Raw genomic sequence first — 14,762 nt, forward strand, 5'->3', positions numbered from 1 at the left:
CGAGGCTAGGGGCATCGTCGCTGGCACAACTGCGGTATACTCTTCTGTGAACAAAAGGGAAGGGACGCAGATGAAATCCTTGAGACGTGACGTATTGGTACTGGTTCTCAGTATCGCACTGCTGGTGGACGGCTTCGAGCTGGTCGCCGCAGTCAGTGGCTCCCGGCAACTAGCTGGGAGTACCGCGCACGGCGAGATCGACGACCGGGTGCCGGTGACATTGGTCCAGCAACAGGGGAAATGGTAAGGGTGAAATTTAAGCTAAAAACGATACGTCTGGTCGGCTATTTCAAGCGGATCGGACTTTTTTTTCGGAAAAAGCGCGGTCAGATTTGAAAATTTCACAAAGTGGCCTGCAAGTCTTGAAGAATTGGTTGGACCAATTGATTATGATAAAGCTTCCGCTGGACGTGTTATAAATTCCTTTATATCAGGCTTTTACGGTGAAATTAAGATTAGAGATCTCATTTATCGACGATCAAATGTTAAGAAAGTCTTGGGATTACCCCCGAATTTGCGGATTTTGTGGTAAAGCTTGTGAATTCCCGGTAGACTAACAGTAATCATTTGGAATAGGAGCCGAGAGCATGCGTAAACGATTGGGTCTCTTACTGGTGGTTCTCATTGGTGGCTGGTTTTTGCTACCAAGTCTGCAAGGGACGCTACCTAGAATAGTTGCAATGTCACAGACGATGGCCGCCCAAGCAACGCACGAATGGGAGACGCAATTGCCATTGATGGGGCGTCAGGATAAAGATACCGCGACCCCCGTTGAGTCCATCGTCAAGCCGCGAACGCTAAAGAAAACTTATTACTATCACTTTGCTGGCAGTGTGCCCAATGACCTGGAATCGACGTTTGAGCAGGCCATTGCCGTCTACAATGAGACGGGGATCGTCAATCTGGTCGCGGGCGATGCCACGGAGCGGCAAAACGGCCTGACGATTTTTGCCTATCGGATGACCATGCCGAAGAAACAAGCGGCGTATCTGGAGCTGGGCAAAGGGGGACCCGAGATTGAAACAGTCACCGGATTTCAAGGCTATACCGCCAATCACGCTCAGGCCGGGCTCAATTTGACTTATGCCCAGAGTCGCCAAGTTTCCGTGGCGATTCATGAAGTGGGACACGCCTTGGGGCTCGATCACAGCGAGAGTCGCCACTCGGTCATGTACCCCATTGATCAGGGCAAGACGCATCTTTCGGCTGCGGATATTAAAACTTTGCGCAATCTATACGCATGAGGCAATTTTCGGAGAATTGCCGGTGAGTTTTGACCAATCTTTTGCAGATTAATCGCATACTTAGGTGCCATCAGGTAAACTAGTCCTTGGCAATCAGAAAGGGGACGGTTAACGTGAAGAGATGGCATCACTGGTGGCTGCTGATCGTGTTGGGCATCGGGTTAGTGGTCAGTGGGTGGGGGCAATCGTTGGCGACGGTGGCGTTACGCCAAGATCGCTGGGTCAATCATTTGGCTATGTGGATTGACAGTCCCCACGCACAAACGCCCATTGACGCCGTGGCCCGGGCGCATCCCTTGCAACCAACGTATCACTATTATTTTGCAAACGCAGAAGCCCGGGAATTTCGCCAAGTGTTTGAACAAGCCGTGGCCATTTTTAATCAAACGGGCATCGTGCGACTGCTTCCGGGATCAGCGGCCGATCACCACAACACGGTACGTTTCTTTACCTACCGAGACTCGGCACTGAAACATTCGGCGGTGGCCGAGCTGGGAAAGGGTGGCCCCCACATCATTCGTCGTCCCAGTTGGCAAATGCCCACGGTTAATCACGCGCAGGCGGGCTTGAATTTGGCACATCCGGAATTACGCATCCGTCTGTCAGTCGCGGTCCACGAAATCGGCCATGCGGTCGGCTTAGCGCACAGTGACAATCCGAAATCGGTGATGACGGCCATGGACCAGGAACAAGAACACCTGACGGCACCAGATCTGGCGGCTTTGCGGCTGTTGTACCGGTCGTTTTAGGCTTTGGTGAGGTTGGGAGGGGGCGCTGAAGGTGATTAGGCTTGTGATGCTGTGAAGACAATCAATAGCGTCAGCGTTACTGAAGAAAATTTCACTAGTGGTTGGCTTCAGAGCTGGTAGTTCCGATTGCCAGATGGGGGGTTCTCTAACTAGAAGAGTTTCGTCGGTCAGTCAACGCTAATTAAGTGGATGGCAACTATCAGGTCAGTCGCAGTCAGTGGGTTAAACGGCTGGTTTAGGTGGTGTTGCTACAGTAGCCGAGCAGCTCAGACTGAGTGGCAGTGAACACCCAAAAGCCATCTGAGCAAGACAAAAAAGAGGTTGCCGTCCGCCTGAGCGAACGACAACCCCTAGATCAAATCAGTGGCTTATTTAGTAAAGTCAACAACCATCCGGCCAACGATTTGGTTATTCTTCATTTCATCAATGATATCATTAACTTCGTCAAGACGACGGGTTTGCACGATTGGGTGAACCTTGCCTTCAGCACCGAATTGGAAGGTTTCGGCTAGGTCTTGCCGCGTCCCAACTAAGGATCCGCGAACGGAGATCCCATCCAAGACCGTCTTAGCAATGTTTAATTCCATGTCACCTTGTGGTAAGGCCACGGCAACCAATTTGCCATCTGGCTTCAAGGCGTTGACGGATTGCGTGAAGGCATCCTTGTTCACAGCCGTGACTTGGGCATTGTCCACGCCGCCAACTTTTTCTTGGATTTGTTCAGCAACGTCACCGTCATGCCGGTTGATCAGCAGTTCGGCACCGTTAGCCTTAGCAGCGGCCAACTTGTCAGGGTTCCCATCAACGGCAACCACGTGGGCACCGAAGACGTTGTGGGCGTATTGGATAGCCAAGTTGCCTAAACCACCGGCACCAACGACTTCAACCCATTGACCAGGCTTGGTTTCGCCGACCTTCAGAGCCTTGTACATGGTCACACCGGCACAAGTTAAGGAAGTGGCTTCAACTGGGTCCAAGCCATCTGGTACCTTAACGGCGTAGTTGGCGTCCACGATGCATTCTTCAGCCATCGCGCCATCAACCGTGAAGCCAGAGTTCTTGACGTTGCGGCAAAGGGTTTCCCGACCAGTCAAGCAGTATTCACAGTGGCCACAGCCCTTGAAGAACCAAGCGATAGAAACGCGGTCGCCAATCTTCAGGTTCTTAACATCATCGGCAACTTGGATAACCTTACCGACACCTTCATGACCAATGATCCGGCCGGGTTGCTTACCGAAGTCACCGGCAGCGACGTGTAAATCGGTGTGACAGAGACCACAATATTCCATCTTTACCAAGGCTTCACCGTGCGTAATGGGACGCAGGGTAACATCCTTAATATCTACGTAACCATCAACTGAATCGCGAATAACTGCTGCTTTCATGAAAACAATCCCTCTTTCTTTTTATCTACAAGACTCAGTATACTGCAAAAGTTGTCAGTTTCAAGTGAAATTTTGCACAAAAATTATTAAGATTTACTCAAGATGACTGATAAGTGGCACTATGACGCCTATTCATTGTCATCATAAGCTATTTAACAATGTGAAGCAAACGACATAACCGTTTTCAAAAGCTAACTTAACTATCGAATGCAACCGGTTGAATTTTACAAGTGAAGGATTTTTTGCCGGTTTAGGTGCTTAAGATTAAACTAAATGTGAGAAGCCACGCGGATTTGCATACAAGTAAGAGGAAATATGATAAAATTAAATGTTGAAATGAATATCGGACGGCCACTGCCAGTGAGGCTTTAACTGGTGGTGCCGCCGTGAAATAGCCAGAGGAGTTAAAGTGTAATGAGTCGAATTTTAATTATTGAAGATGAAAAAAACCTTGCCCGCTTTGTCGAACTAGAACTAAAGCATGAAGGTTATGAGACCAACGTCCAATTTAACGGACGGACCGGCTTGGAAGCTGCCTTATCCCAAGACTTTGATGTCATCTTATTGGATCTGATGTTACCTGAATTGAATGGGATCGAAGTGGCCCGGCGGGTGCGTGAAGTGAAGAGTACGCCGATCATCATGATGACGGCGCGCGATTCCGTGATCGATCGGGTCTCCGGGTTAGACCACGGGGCCGACGATTACATCGTCAAGCCATTTGCGATTGAAGAATTGTTGGCACGGGTCCGGGCCCTGCTGCGGCGGATTCACCTGGAAGGCGAACAGAAGAACACCAAGCAAACGACCGTGAAGTTTAAAGACTTAACGATTGAAAAGGAAAACCGCATCGTCCGCCGTGGCGACGAGGTGATCAACCTGACCAAGCGGGAATACGAATTACTCCTGGCGTTGATGGAAAATATCAACGTGGTCTTGGCCAGGGACGTCCTGTTGACCAAGGTTTGGGGCTACGAGTCTGAGGTTGAGACTAACGTGGTCGATGTATACGTCCGTTACTTGCGGAACAAAATTGATGTCGCCGGCCAGAAGAGTTACATCCAGACGGTTCGGGGGACAGGGTATGTGATGCGTTCGTGAAATCGCCAGAAGAACCTAAAGTTCCTGAAAAACCAGCGGTCCCTGAACCGCCAGTAGCGGCTACGGTGGCAGATGATGATCAAGCTAAGAAGCCCGGGTTTCGGTTCTCGTTAAAATGGGAATGGGCCTTGTCAACGGCCTTTGGCGTGTTGGTCATTTTCGCGGTCATCGTCCTGCTGATCTTTAACAGCTTCATGACGGTGTTGATGCGTCAAGAAAAGACCCACGTCGCAGATACGATGAACGTAGTGGTCGAAAAGCTCAATACCCAAAAGCAACCATTGACGGGCGCTCAGGTCAATCAACTACTGCGACCACGGACGGTCTTGTCAGAGACCAAAAAGCCCACGGGTCCGTACAACAACGCGGTACTTACCAGCCTGGCGCGCGACAGTCAAACCGTCACGGTCTATGACCAAAAAGGGCACCCGTTGTTTGCGACACGCCAGAGTCCCTTGGCATTTCAGAAGTCCAAGAAGCAGCGCATTTCGACTAGAAAAATCAACGGCCGCAAGAACCTGGTCGGCATCGCGCCGATCCGGGCTAAGCAGGGCGATACGATTTTAGGTTACGTGCAGGTCACGGACAATCTCCGCGACTATCGTGCCACCCAGGTCAAGTTATTACAGATTGATCTGGTCCTCGGCATGATGGCGGTCTTGGCCGCCGCCGTGCTGAGCTATAGCCTGGCGACCTTCCTGTTACGGCCGGTCGAGGCCATTCGGGACACGATTCACGCCATGCGTGAGGACCCCAAGACGGATCGCCGGGTGCCGGAAATGCATCATCAAGATGAACTCAGTGACTTGGGCGGCCTGTTTAACGACATGTTAGACACGACGCAACGCTACATGGACCAGCAACAACAGTTCGTGGAAGATGTCTCCCATGAATTGCGGACGCCAGTGGCCATTATCCAGGGCCACATGGAAATGCTGGATCGCTGGGGCAAGGATGATCCGGAGGTCTTGAATGAATCGATCAAGGCTTCTTTACAAGAGACCAAACGCATGAAGAGTCTGGTCCAGGAAATGTTGGACCTGCAGCGAGCCGAGCAGATTGAGGTCAACTACCCCAATGAGGTCTCGGATGTCAGTGAAGTGGTTGAACAAGTCTTTGACAACTTCAAGATGATTCATCCGGATTACGTCTTTATCTTAGACAATGACGTCCAGCGACCGGTGCAAGCACAGATCTACCGGAATCATTTGGAACAGATCCTGATTATTCTGATGGATAATGCGGTCAAGTACTCCCAGTCGCGCAAGGAGGTTCACATGAGCTACGAGAGCGATTCGCGCAGCTTGGAGGTGGCCGTGCAAGACTTTGGGGAAGGAATCTCGCAGGAGAATCGGGACCGCGTCTTTAACCGTTTCTATCGGGTCGACAAGGCGCGTTCTCGCACCAAGGGGGGCAACGGGCTAGGTCTGGCCATTGCCAAGCGGTTGATTGAGGCTTACCACGGGCGCATCACCATTGAAAGCGCGCTGGGCCAAGGCTCCGTCTTCCGCATCTCCCTGCCGATTTTGTCGGACAAAGACGCCCAGCTCTTGACGGAAAAGAAGGAACAGGCCCAAGCGGCCAATGATGTGCCGGGAATCAAGTCAGAACTGTTAGCGGATACGTCAATGACGGACCAACCAACGGATGAAACACCAAAATCATAAAACTTTGAAGGACTGCGGCCTAGTGGCGAAGCAGTCCTTTTTTGATTCTGGAAACAATCGCCCGGCTTACGGTTGTCACAGTAACCCACTCAGTTTTTTGCGTTTTAACAAACCTTAAGAAATGAGGATTGACAACGCCACGAAAGTTCAGTATCCTATGGTAACTAGTTAATTACATGAGTAACTAACCAACATAGGGGGGATCTTTCAAGATGAAAATTTTAAGTAAGTTAATCGCGGTCGTGGCTGGTTTAGCCGTTTTGGGTATCGTCGGGGCTGTTATTTTGCCCGGTGTGACCAAGAATAAGCACAGTGAGTGGGCGATGGCCGCCGACAACGTCAATCCACTGGTCAAGACGGAAACCGTCTACGCCTCGACCAACGCTAAGCCGGTGCGTCACTATATCGGTGGTGGCGGTGAGGACGAGTACGTGTACCAGCTGTTGACCTACAACGATCAGGGGAAGGCCCGCACGTTGACCTTTGACGCGCAGTGGCGGTTGAAGCCCAATAAATTCCTGAAGATCACCACCAAGGGCCAGAATGTCGAAAATTGGGAAAAGGTCGACCGGGCCGCAGTCCCCAGTGGTGTGCGGCAGAATTTGATGGTGGATTAGCGCCAAGTGGACCACATCAGGGGAGTCGCTTACCAAGTCTGCGTGGTTGTCTCAATTGCCTGAGAATATTTTTGGCTAATGCCAACTAGCAGACGGCAGGGCATACAACAGTTTTGGGAAAAGTAAGTACCGAATCACGGGCCGTATTGAACTAGCGATTGTGACTTTATGGTCATCTACTGCGGCTGGCGTTAGCTCCTAATCGATGAAGTGGCCATCATTGCCCATGACGGCATGCAGCTTTGAACCATGGTAGTAGGCCCATTTCGTGGCCTTATAGCTTTTATTGGCGATATCCTTTAGGCAAGCACCTAATAACTGACCATCTATGATTGATGGTCACAACAAGATATGATTACCTCATCAAATAAATTGGTGAGGTTTTTACTATGAATAAACCAGATATCGTGCAAGTCAAAAAGATGGCCCAGTCCTCAAGTCTTGAGGATTGGGCCATCTCTTTACTATTGTCACTTCGATCTAGGAACCCTAATGCGTACAGACGATAGTGGGCGACACGAACGTCCAATCATCGAAGCTTATTTGTCAGTGCGTAATTACTTGTGATGTTGTTGCTTACCAGCGTTTCGATTCCGATTCTTCTGACTGACCTTCTTGGCCGTGGCTTGCTTGGCAGCAGGTGTTACGACCTTTTTCGGAACGACAGGTGCAGCGGGTGCCGGTTGATCCTTCATTTTTTCTTGGATCTCACGGCGAATCCGTGGCCGGTAGAAGTTGATGATCAACGTTTGCAGGCAGGCGAACAGTCCACCGACGAAGAAGTACAACCCTAATCCGGCTGGGGAGCTCATCGTGAAGAACAGAATCATCACGGGTGAGAGCAGCAGGGTAAAGCGCATTTGCTTCTTTTGTTCTTCCGGCATGCCTAGCAGGGATAAGTATCCTTGTAGCAGGTAGGACAGAAAGGAGAGCAGGGCTAAAATCCAGCTGGCTTTCCCCAACGGGATGTTCATGAACACTGCTTTGGAGAGCTCAGGTGAATAACGAATCGCGGCGTACAGGGCGGCGAAGATGGGCATTTGAATCAACAATGGCAAACACCCGATCCCACCGGTCATGCTGATGCCGTTGTTGCGATACAGCGCCATCATGGCTTGGCTAGCCGCTTGTTGTTCCTCTGGCGTGGAGGCTGCTTTTTGTTGCTTTTGCAGCGCGGTCATCTGCGGCCGGATCATGGAGATCTTTTCTTGTTGGACGGTGGCGTTGCGCATTTGCTTGACCATGACGGGCAGTAGGACCATTCGCACGATCACCGTCAAAACGATAATGGCCCAGCCGTAACTGCCACCAAAGATGTGTGCCAGCCAGTCCATCACGTGTTGCCCAGGCACGGCTAGGTAATCGTACACGAAGCCGTAGGGTTTACCGTTTTTGGTCTGGACACAGCCACTGAGGACCAGTGCCAGTGCCGCGAGGGCCGCGGTAACCGAGAATTTCTTGGAGATTTTCATATGCTATTTTGAACCCCTTTATGATTTTAAACGTGTAGAGCGTAGACGCCCCCAGCGGCAAAATCGCCGTTAACATCAACCATCTTACTTGATTTGGCGGGCTTTTTCAATTGATTATGCGGAAGTCACTGAAATGTTTGACGGGTAAGTTAGTGATGGTGAGGTCGGTGACCTGAATCCAGGGGGATAATCCGTGTTGGAGCTGATCGGTAAATTGACTAAGCAGTGCGGCCGACGCGCTGGCCACAATGACGACTTGGCCGTTGGCGAGATTTTGCACGGTGCCAGTAATGCCGAGTTGATGGGCGAGTTTACTGGTTGACCAGCGAAAGCCGACGCCTTGGACCAGGCCACTGACCAGAATCTGTTGGGTCTGCATGACTACCCAGGCCTCCCTTCAAAAAAATTCACTTTAATCATACCGCGAGTCGCCGGTGCTGCCTAGGGATATGGTAGAATTAGGAAAAGAATTCAGATGGGAGTAAGGATACCGTGACAGAAAAAATTACGTCGGGACAAAATAAAAAGGTCAAGCAGTGGCGGGCACTGACCACGAAAAAAGGGCGCAAGGCGACCCAAACTTACCTATTAGAAGGGTGGCATTTGGTCCAAGAAGCCATCAAGGCCCATCATGACTTAACGGCCATCATGGGCACGGCCGAACAATTGGCCGATCACGCCGCGGAATTACCCGCGGGGGTGGCCACCTACGAACTGACCGACAGCATCGCCCAAACGATTGGGGATACCGGGACGCCCCAGGGCATCTTTGCCACGGTCCCGTTGCCCAAGGATACCGCGGGCGACCCGCAAACGGCTGATGGGGTCTGGTTGTTTTTGGATTACGTCCAAGATCCCGGTAACATCGGGACCATGGTGCGGACGGCCGACGCTGCCGGACTAACGGGCGTGGTCTTCGGTAAGGGGACCGCGAGTCGTTTCTTGCCGAAGGTCTTGCGGTCGATGCAGGGAAGTCAATTCCACATCCAACTGGTCGAGGCGGACCTGCACGACTGGATCAGTGCCTTTACGGCGCGGCATTTGCCAGTCTACGGCACCAATTTGGACCGCAACGCTAAGAGTTACCGCGACGTCCCGCCATTAACGGCTGGAGCCATTGTCATGGGCAATGAAGGCAACGGCATGGCCCCCGACCTACAGCAGATGACCACGCGCAACCTCTACATCCCCATCAAGGGCCAAGCAGAATCCCTCAACGTCGCGGTCGCAGCGGGCGTCGTGATGTTCCGGTTGGTGAGCTAGAGCTGAGGCTGCGTCAGGCGGAAATACGGTCTGCTCTGCAGGTGATGCGCTCCAGAACATCAACGAACAGGGGTGACGCCGCGCCTTTCTTCGGCGAGCAGGTCCGGTCCGTCCACTGGGGTTTCACCCTTGGAGCGGTCAACGATTTACCCCGGTGGTGGCGAGAAAAGCTAAAGAAAAGGTAAACCCACTGAAAAATCAAGCAAGATGGTTGCAATTTGGCCAAAACCAAGTATCATATAAGGATAAGATGACTGAATATCATAATTTTAAATGAAAAGGAAGCATTCTATGACCAAACTTACTTGGCGTGATGACCCCGAGTACCTTGCTTTAGTTTCTGATTTGTTGGCCAAGGAGCCGGTCCAACGCCTGGCGAATTATACCCAGCACCATCATTCTGACCGATTAACACACTGTATTTCAGTGTCCTACAACAGTTATTTGATTGCGAAGAAACTTGGTTTGAATACCCGGGCCACTGCGCGGGGTGGGTTGTTGCATGATTTGTTTTATTATGATTGGCGGACGACGAAGTTCAATCTGGGTTCGCACGCGTTTATCCATCCACGGGTCGCTTTGCGCAATGCTGAAAAGCTGACCGACTTAAGCCCCATGGAAAAGGATATTATCTTGAAGCACATGTGGGGCGCCACGCTCGCTATGCCGAAATACCGGGAAAGTGCCATTGTTTCTCTGGTCGATGATTATGAAGCGGTCCACGAATTCTGTGGTCCCGCTCGTAAGCGAGTCGAAGCCCTCATGAACAAAGTAACGCCGAACGCCTAGTTTCAGTGAAACCTGGATGGGAGGCAAGATAACATGCAAATGATGTCACCAAAGGCCCAAGATGAATCGACGGTGGATTTTGAACTCTGCCCCCGATTCGAACAGACCTTTTCGTTTCTCGGTAAGAAGTGGAACGGCTTAATTATTGACGTTCTCTTACAGGAGGGACCACAACGTTTCCGTGACCTGGCCCACAACATCCCCCGGTGCAGTGACCGGGTGTTGGTGGAACGGCTCAAGGAATTGGAATTAAACGGCGTGATCGTGCGCCGGACGTTCCCGGACAACGCGCTGATCGAATACGAGCTGACGGAAAAGGGCCAAGAATTCAAAGATATTATGGCCGCCGTTCACGCCTGGTCGGATAAATGGTATTGTCCGACCGAAGTCAACCAGAAGTAGTTGACAGGCGCTGAGAAATCCGCTAGGCTATGAAGGTAATAGTTAAAAACGATGATAGAAAAGCAGTAGCCGGTGCAATTTGTCAGGAAGAGTTTGCCTAGACTGGAAGCAAACTTCAAATTACTGGGTGAATTCAGTTCTTGAGTTGTAATCGGGATTCGTGAAAGCGATGAATGATTTTCCGGTGAATGACCGTTATCATTTCTGAGTGTGGCTAGAAGTCTCGACTTTTAGCTGAATCAGGGTGGTACCGCGAAGCTTCGTCCCTAGTTATGGGACGGGGCTTTTTTGTTTGCCCGGATGTTGTCAAAATAGAAAATGGAGGATGACGTATGTCTTTAAAAGATAAATTAACCGAACTGCACGACCGCGGTCTGGCGGAAATTAAAAAGTCTGCTGACCTCAAGGACGTCAATCAGGTTCGGGTGTCATTGTTAGGGAAAAAGGGTCCCATCACCGAGGTCTTACGGGGGATGCGCGACCTAGACGCCGAAGAACGGCCCAAGGTCGGGGCGTTTGCCAACGAGATTCGTGATGATTTGACCGCGGCTTTGGCCAAGCGGCGTGAGGAATTGGAAAATGCCGTGTTGAACGCCAAGCTGGCCAACGAAGCCATCGACGTGACGTTACCCGGCACGCCGGTCGCCAAGGGTGAACCGCACGTGATCCAACAGATCATCGACCAAATCGAAGACCTGTTCTTGGGGATGGGCTACCAGGTCTTGAGTGGTCCCGAAGTCGAAGAAGACAAGTACAACTTTGAAATGATGAACCTGCCGAAGAACCACCCCGCCCGCGACATGCAAGATACCTTCTACATCACCAAGGAAATCTTGATGCGGACGCAAACCTCACCGATGCAAGCGCGGACACTGGAGACCCACGACTTTAGTCAAGGCCCACTCAAGATGATCTCGCCCGGAGTCGTTTACCGGCGTGATACCGATGATCCGACCCACTCCCACCAATTCCATCAGGTGGAAGGCCTGGTCATTGACAAGCACATCACCATGGCTGACTTGAAGGGGACGCTGCAGGTCTTGGCCCACGAACTGTTTGGTGACAAATTTGACGTGCGGTTGCGGCCCAGCTACTTCCCATTCACGGAACCTTCCGTTGAAGCCGACATTACCTGCTTTAACTGTGGCGGTAAGGGCTGCAAGGTCTGCAAGAACACCGGCTGGATCGAAGTCTTAGGGGCCGGGATGGTTCACCCGAACGTCTTGAAGATGGCCGGCGTGGATCCCGACGTTTACGGCGGCTTTGCCTTTGGGGTCGGGCCTGACCGGTTCGCCATGTTGAAGTACGGCGTCGATGACATCCGGAACTTCTACTTAAATGATGTTCGCTTCCTCAAGCAATTCACGAAGAAAGGATAACCGCCAACCATGAAGATTTCATACAATTGGATTAAAGAATATTTGGATTTAAACGTTGAACCAGCCGACTTGGCGGAAAAGATCGAACGGACTTCCGTGGAAGTCGATGACGTTATCAAGCCTAGCGACGGCTTAAAGAAGATCGTGGTCGGCCACGTCTTGTCCGTTGAAGCCCACCCAGACTCCGATCACTTGCACATCTGCCAAGTGGACGTCGGTGAAGACGAACCGCTACAGATCGTGTGTGGTGCGCCGAACATCGCCAAGGACCAAAAGGTGATCGTGGCCTTACCGGGATCACGCATCGCAGACAACGTCAAGATCAAGAAGTCCAAGATGCGCGGTGTGCCGTCTGCCGGGATGATCTGTGCCTTACAGGAAATTGGCTTCCCTGAAGACGTTGTGCCTAAGGCCTATGCCGATGGGATTTACGTGATGCCTGCCGATGCGACGCCTGGTGACGCCGTTTACGATTACCTGGGCATGAACGACAGCCTGATCGATTTGGACGTGACGCCAAACCGTGGGGACATGTTGAGCCTGTACGGGACGTTACATGATTTATCCGCCATTTACGATCTGCCCGTGAAGTTCGACCAACCCGCCGTCAAGGAGACGGGTGCGGCCATCGCCGACCAATTGACGGTCCACGCCGATGCTGCCTTGGCACCACAATACCGGATGCGTCTGGTCAAGCAAGTCAAATTGGCTCCCAGTCCCATGTGGCTACAGATTCGCCTGTGGAACGCCGGTTACCGGCCAATCAACAACGTGGTCGACATCACCAACTACATCATGTTGAAGTACGGTCAACCGTTACATGCATTTGACTATGATAAATTTAGCGGGCAAGACGTTTACGTCCGGACTGCTAAAGCCGGTGAAAAGCTCACGACCCTAGATGAAGGGGAACATGACTTAGACGACCACGACATCGTGATTGCGGACGACCAAAAGCCAATCGCCTTGGCCGGGGTCATGGGGGGCTTAGATACGGCCATCGCTGACGGGACCGTCACCGTAGCCATTGAAGCCGCCGTCTTTGAACACGACCACATCAGAAAGGCCGCCCAACACCACAATCTGCACACGGACGCTTCCCAACGTTTCGAACGGGGTGTGAACCAAGCCGGCGTTCAAGAAGCCTTAGACGCCGCCGCAGAGATGATGACGGACCTGGCTGGTGGCGAAGTCCAAGCCGGGACGGTCGTGGCCACGGATAACGTGCCCGCTCCCGCAGTGATTACCATTACCATGAGCCACATCAACGCCGTCTTGGGGACAGCATTGTCCCAAGACCAAGTGACCCACATCCTGACCACGTTGGGCTGTGAGGTTACCGCTGATGGGGAAACGTTGACGGTCACGGTACCGGTTCGGCGCAACGACATTCACATTCCAGCCGACTTGCTGGAAGAAATCGCCCGGATCTACGGTTACGATGAATTGCCAGCCACCTTACCCACCGGTCGCATGACCATGGGTGAGTTGACGACGGCCCAAAAATTAATGCGAGCAACGCGGCATTCACTGGAAGGGCTGGGCCTGAACCAAGCCATTTCTTACGCTTTGACGACTGAAGACAAGGCCAAGATGTTTATGATGCAGGCCAGTGAAACGACCAAGTTGGCTTGGCCAATGAGCGTCGATCACGCGGTCTTGCGGATGAACATCATCACGGGGCTACTGGACGACATTGCTTACAACAGCGCTCGTAAGGTCAAGGATGTGGCCTTGTACGAACAGGGACGGGTCTTCTACCGTGAAGACGGCGTGGACCGGCCCAGCGAACAGGAACACATTGCTGGGGCGATTACTGGGACGTTGTTGCCCACGGCTTGGGACCTACCAGCACAACCGGTCGATTTCTACCAAGTTAAGGGGATCGTGGCAGCCTACCTGAAGGATATGGCGGTCAACGGGGATGTCACCTACGTGGCCAACCACGACATGCCAGAAATGCACCCAGGCCGGACCGCGGACATTTTGGTTCACGGGCACCGCATCGGGTTCATGGGTCAAGTTCACCCGACGATTGCCAAACAATTCAAGATTGGTGCCACTTACGTCTTTGAATTGAACTTGCAGGCCATCATCGATATGCCTAAGCAAGAAAATCAATACGATGTGATTTCCCGTTACCCAGCCATCACCCGTGACGTGGCGATGCTGGTCGACGATGACATCACCAACGAACAAATTGTGGCCTTGATTGAAAAGCGTGGCGGGGCGTCCTTACAATCCGTCAAGCTGTTTGACGTTTACGATGGCGTGAAGGTACCTAAGGGCAAGAAGTCCTTGGCCTACACGTTGACGTACCAAGACAAGCACGCCACGTTGGTCGATGACGCGGTCACCCAAGCCTTTGAAAAGGTTGAAAAGCGGCTGCAAGACGACCTCGGTGCTGAGATTCGTTAGGGCATTAGCGCGTTCTTGAAAGTTGTAAAATTAACGCACGTCTACTTTCCCATGGGGGAGGTGGGCGTGTTTTTGGTTAGGTGAGCTAAGAATCAAACGTCATGGTCGGGAGTTGGGTGTAGCGTGCTAGGGGAAGGCTGGTCATATTGGTTAGTAATGCTTGCCAGAAGTATTTGAATTAATTCTAGCTTAGGGCTTTAAGCTAGTTTAGTCCCGGTATATCCGAAAACTGGCGGCTTTTGAAACGTGTGGCGCGAGCCAGGTGCTCGTCTAGAA

Annotated in this window: 14 protein-coding genes; 11 read left to right on the forward strand and 3 right to left on the reverse strand. The window is 51.8% G+C overall.

Annotated features, from left to right (window positions below):
• Positions 1-70: 70 nt before the first annotated feature.
• From LKH74_RS00355 to LKH74_RS00365, 3 genes are all read left to right on the forward strand, one after another.
• A complete protein-coding gene (locus LKH74_RS00355; RefSeq protein ID WP_167850160.1) occupies positions 71-247 on the forward strand; it encodes a hypothetical protein in 177 nt (58 codons plus the stop codon).
• Positions 248-587: 340 nt separating this feature from the next.
• Positions 588-1,244: a matrixin family metalloprotease gene (locus LKH74_RS00360; protein WP_135367975.1), complete on the forward strand. Its 657-nt coding sequence runs from the start codon at positions 588-590 to the stop codon at positions 1,242-1,244.
• 113 nt (positions 1,245-1,357) lie between these two features.
• Positions 1,358-1,993, forward strand: coding sequence for a matrixin family metalloprotease (locus tag LKH74_RS00365; protein ID WP_287708023.1), 636 nt, complete (start codon positions 1,358-1,360; stop codon positions 1,991-1,993).
• A gap of 368 nt (positions 1,994-2,361) precedes the next feature.
• Here the strand turns inward: LKH74_RS00365 and adhP are convergent, their stop codons facing one another.
• On the reverse strand, positions 2,362-3,378 hold the full coding sequence (gene adhP, locus LKH74_RS00370) for an alcohol dehydrogenase AdhP (protein ID WP_135367973.1): 1,017 nt from the start codon (positions 3,376-3,378) through the stop codon (positions 2,362-2,364).
• Positions 3,379-3,792: 414 nt separating this feature from the next.
• Between adhP and LKH74_RS00375 the strand changes: the two genes are divergently transcribed.
• The 3 genes from LKH74_RS00375 to LKH74_RS00385 all read left to right on the forward strand — a co-directional run bounded on the left by LKH74_RS00375 (position 3,793) and on the right by LKH74_RS00385 (position 6,763).
• Entirely contained in the window at positions 3,793-4,479 is a 687-nt protein-coding gene (locus tag LKH74_RS00375; RefSeq protein ID WP_020090053.1) for a response regulator transcription factor, read from the forward strand.
• Positions 4,480-4,544: 65 nt separating this feature from the next.
• Complete coding sequence (locus LKH74_RS00380) at positions 4,545-6,146, forward strand: HAMP domain-containing sensor histidine kinase (protein WP_287708022.1); 1,602 nt, start codon at positions 4,545-4,547, stop codon at positions 6,144-6,146.
• Between the two features lie 212 nt (positions 6,147-6,358).
• Positions 6,359-6,763 (forward strand): YxeA family protein, encoded by a 405-nt coding sequence (locus LKH74_RS00385; protein ID WP_287708021.1) that lies wholly within the window; start codon positions 6,359-6,361, stop codon positions 6,761-6,763.
• Between the two features lie 557 nt (positions 6,764-7,320).
• Here LKH74_RS00385 and yidC read toward each other — a convergent pair.
• Positions 7,321-8,235, reverse strand: a complete 915-nt coding sequence (gene yidC / locus LKH74_RS00390; RefSeq protein WP_135367970.1) for a membrane protein insertase YidC — start codon at positions 8,233-8,235, stop codon at positions 7,321-7,323.
• A 106-nt stretch (positions 8,236-8,341) separates the two neighbouring features.
• A complete protein-coding gene (locus tag LKH74_RS00395) occupies positions 8,342-8,614 on the reverse strand; it encodes an acylphosphatase (protein WP_287708020.1) in 273 nt (90 codons plus the stop codon).
• 113 nt (positions 8,615-8,727) lie between these two features.
• Between LKH74_RS00395 and LKH74_RS00400 the strand changes: the two genes are divergently transcribed.
• From LKH74_RS00400 to pheT, 5 genes are all read left to right on the forward strand, one after another.
• On the forward strand, positions 8,728-9,498 hold the full coding sequence (locus LKH74_RS00400; RefSeq protein ID WP_135367968.1) for a TrmH family RNA methyltransferase: 771 nt from the start codon (positions 8,728-8,730) through the stop codon (positions 9,496-9,498).
• Positions 9,499-9,789: 291 nt separating this feature from the next.
• The gene (locus LKH74_RS00405; protein ID WP_125575222.1) at positions 9,790-10,287 is read left to right on the forward strand and encodes an HD domain-containing protein; all 498 of its coding nucleotides are present in this window, start codon (positions 9,790-9,792) and stop codon (positions 10,285-10,287) included.
• Between the two features lie 33 nt (positions 10,288-10,320).
• Entirely contained in the window at positions 10,321-10,689 is a 369-nt protein-coding gene (locus LKH74_RS00410; RefSeq protein ID WP_125575221.1) for a winged helix-turn-helix transcriptional regulator, read from the forward strand.
• Between the two features lie 332 nt (positions 10,690-11,021).
• A complete protein-coding gene (pheS, locus tag LKH74_RS00415) occupies positions 11,022-12,068 on the forward strand; it encodes a phenylalanine--tRNA ligase subunit alpha (protein WP_287708019.1) in 1,047 nt (348 codons plus the stop codon).
• Between the two features lie 9 nt (positions 12,069-12,077).
• Positions 12,078-14,486, forward strand: a complete 2,409-nt coding sequence (gene pheT, locus LKH74_RS00420; protein WP_287708017.1) for a phenylalanine--tRNA ligase subunit beta — start codon at positions 12,078-12,080, stop codon at positions 14,484-14,486.
• Positions 14,487-14,762 lie beyond the last annotated feature (276 nt).

This window comes from Levilactobacillus sp. (assembly GCF_022646225.1).
GTDB lineage: Bacteria > Bacillota > Bacilli > Lactobacillales > Lactobacillaceae > Levilactobacillus > Levilactobacillus suantsaiihabitans.

Coding starts and splice junctions, on each gene's coding strand:
- LKH74_RS00360 (WP_135367975.1), top strand. CDS start 588: ATGCGTAAACGATTGGGTCTCTTACTGGTGGTTCTCATTGGTGGCTGG.
- LKH74_RS00355 (WP_167850160.1), top strand. CDS start 71: ATGAAATCCTTGAGACGTGACGTATTGGTACTGGTTCTCAGTATCGCA.
- LKH74_RS00375 (WP_020090053.1), top strand. CDS start 3,793: ATGAGTCGAATTTTAATTATTGAAGATGAAAAAAACCTTGCCCGCTTT.
- LKH74_RS00385 (WP_287708021.1), top strand. CDS start 6,359: ATGAAAATTTTAAGTAAGTTAATCGCGGTCGTGGCTGGTTTAGCCGTT.
- pheT (WP_287708017.1), top strand. CDS start 12,078: ATGAAGATTTCATACAATTGGATTAAAGAATATTTGGATTTAAACGTT.
- yidC (WP_135367970.1), bottom strand. CDS start 8,235: ATGAAAATCTCCAAGAAATTCTCGGTTACCGCGGCCCTCGCGGCACTG.
- LKH74_RS00405 (WP_125575222.1), top strand. CDS start 9,790: ATGACCAAACTTACTTGGCGTGATGACCCCGAGTACCTTGCTTTAGTT.
- adhP (WP_135367973.1), bottom strand. CDS start 3,378: ATGAAAGCAGCAGTTATTCGCGATTCAGTTGATGGTTACGTAGATATT.
- LKH74_RS00395 (WP_287708020.1), bottom strand. CDS start 8,614: ATGCAGACCCAACAGATTCTGGTCAGTGGCCTGGTCCAAGGCGTCGGC.
- pheS (WP_287708019.1), top strand. CDS start 11,022: ATGTCTTTAAAAGATAAATTAACCGAACTGCACGACCGCGGTCTGGCG.
- LKH74_RS00410 (WP_125575221.1), top strand. CDS start 10,321: ATGCAAATGATGTCACCAAAGGCCCAAGATGAATCGACGGTGGATTTT.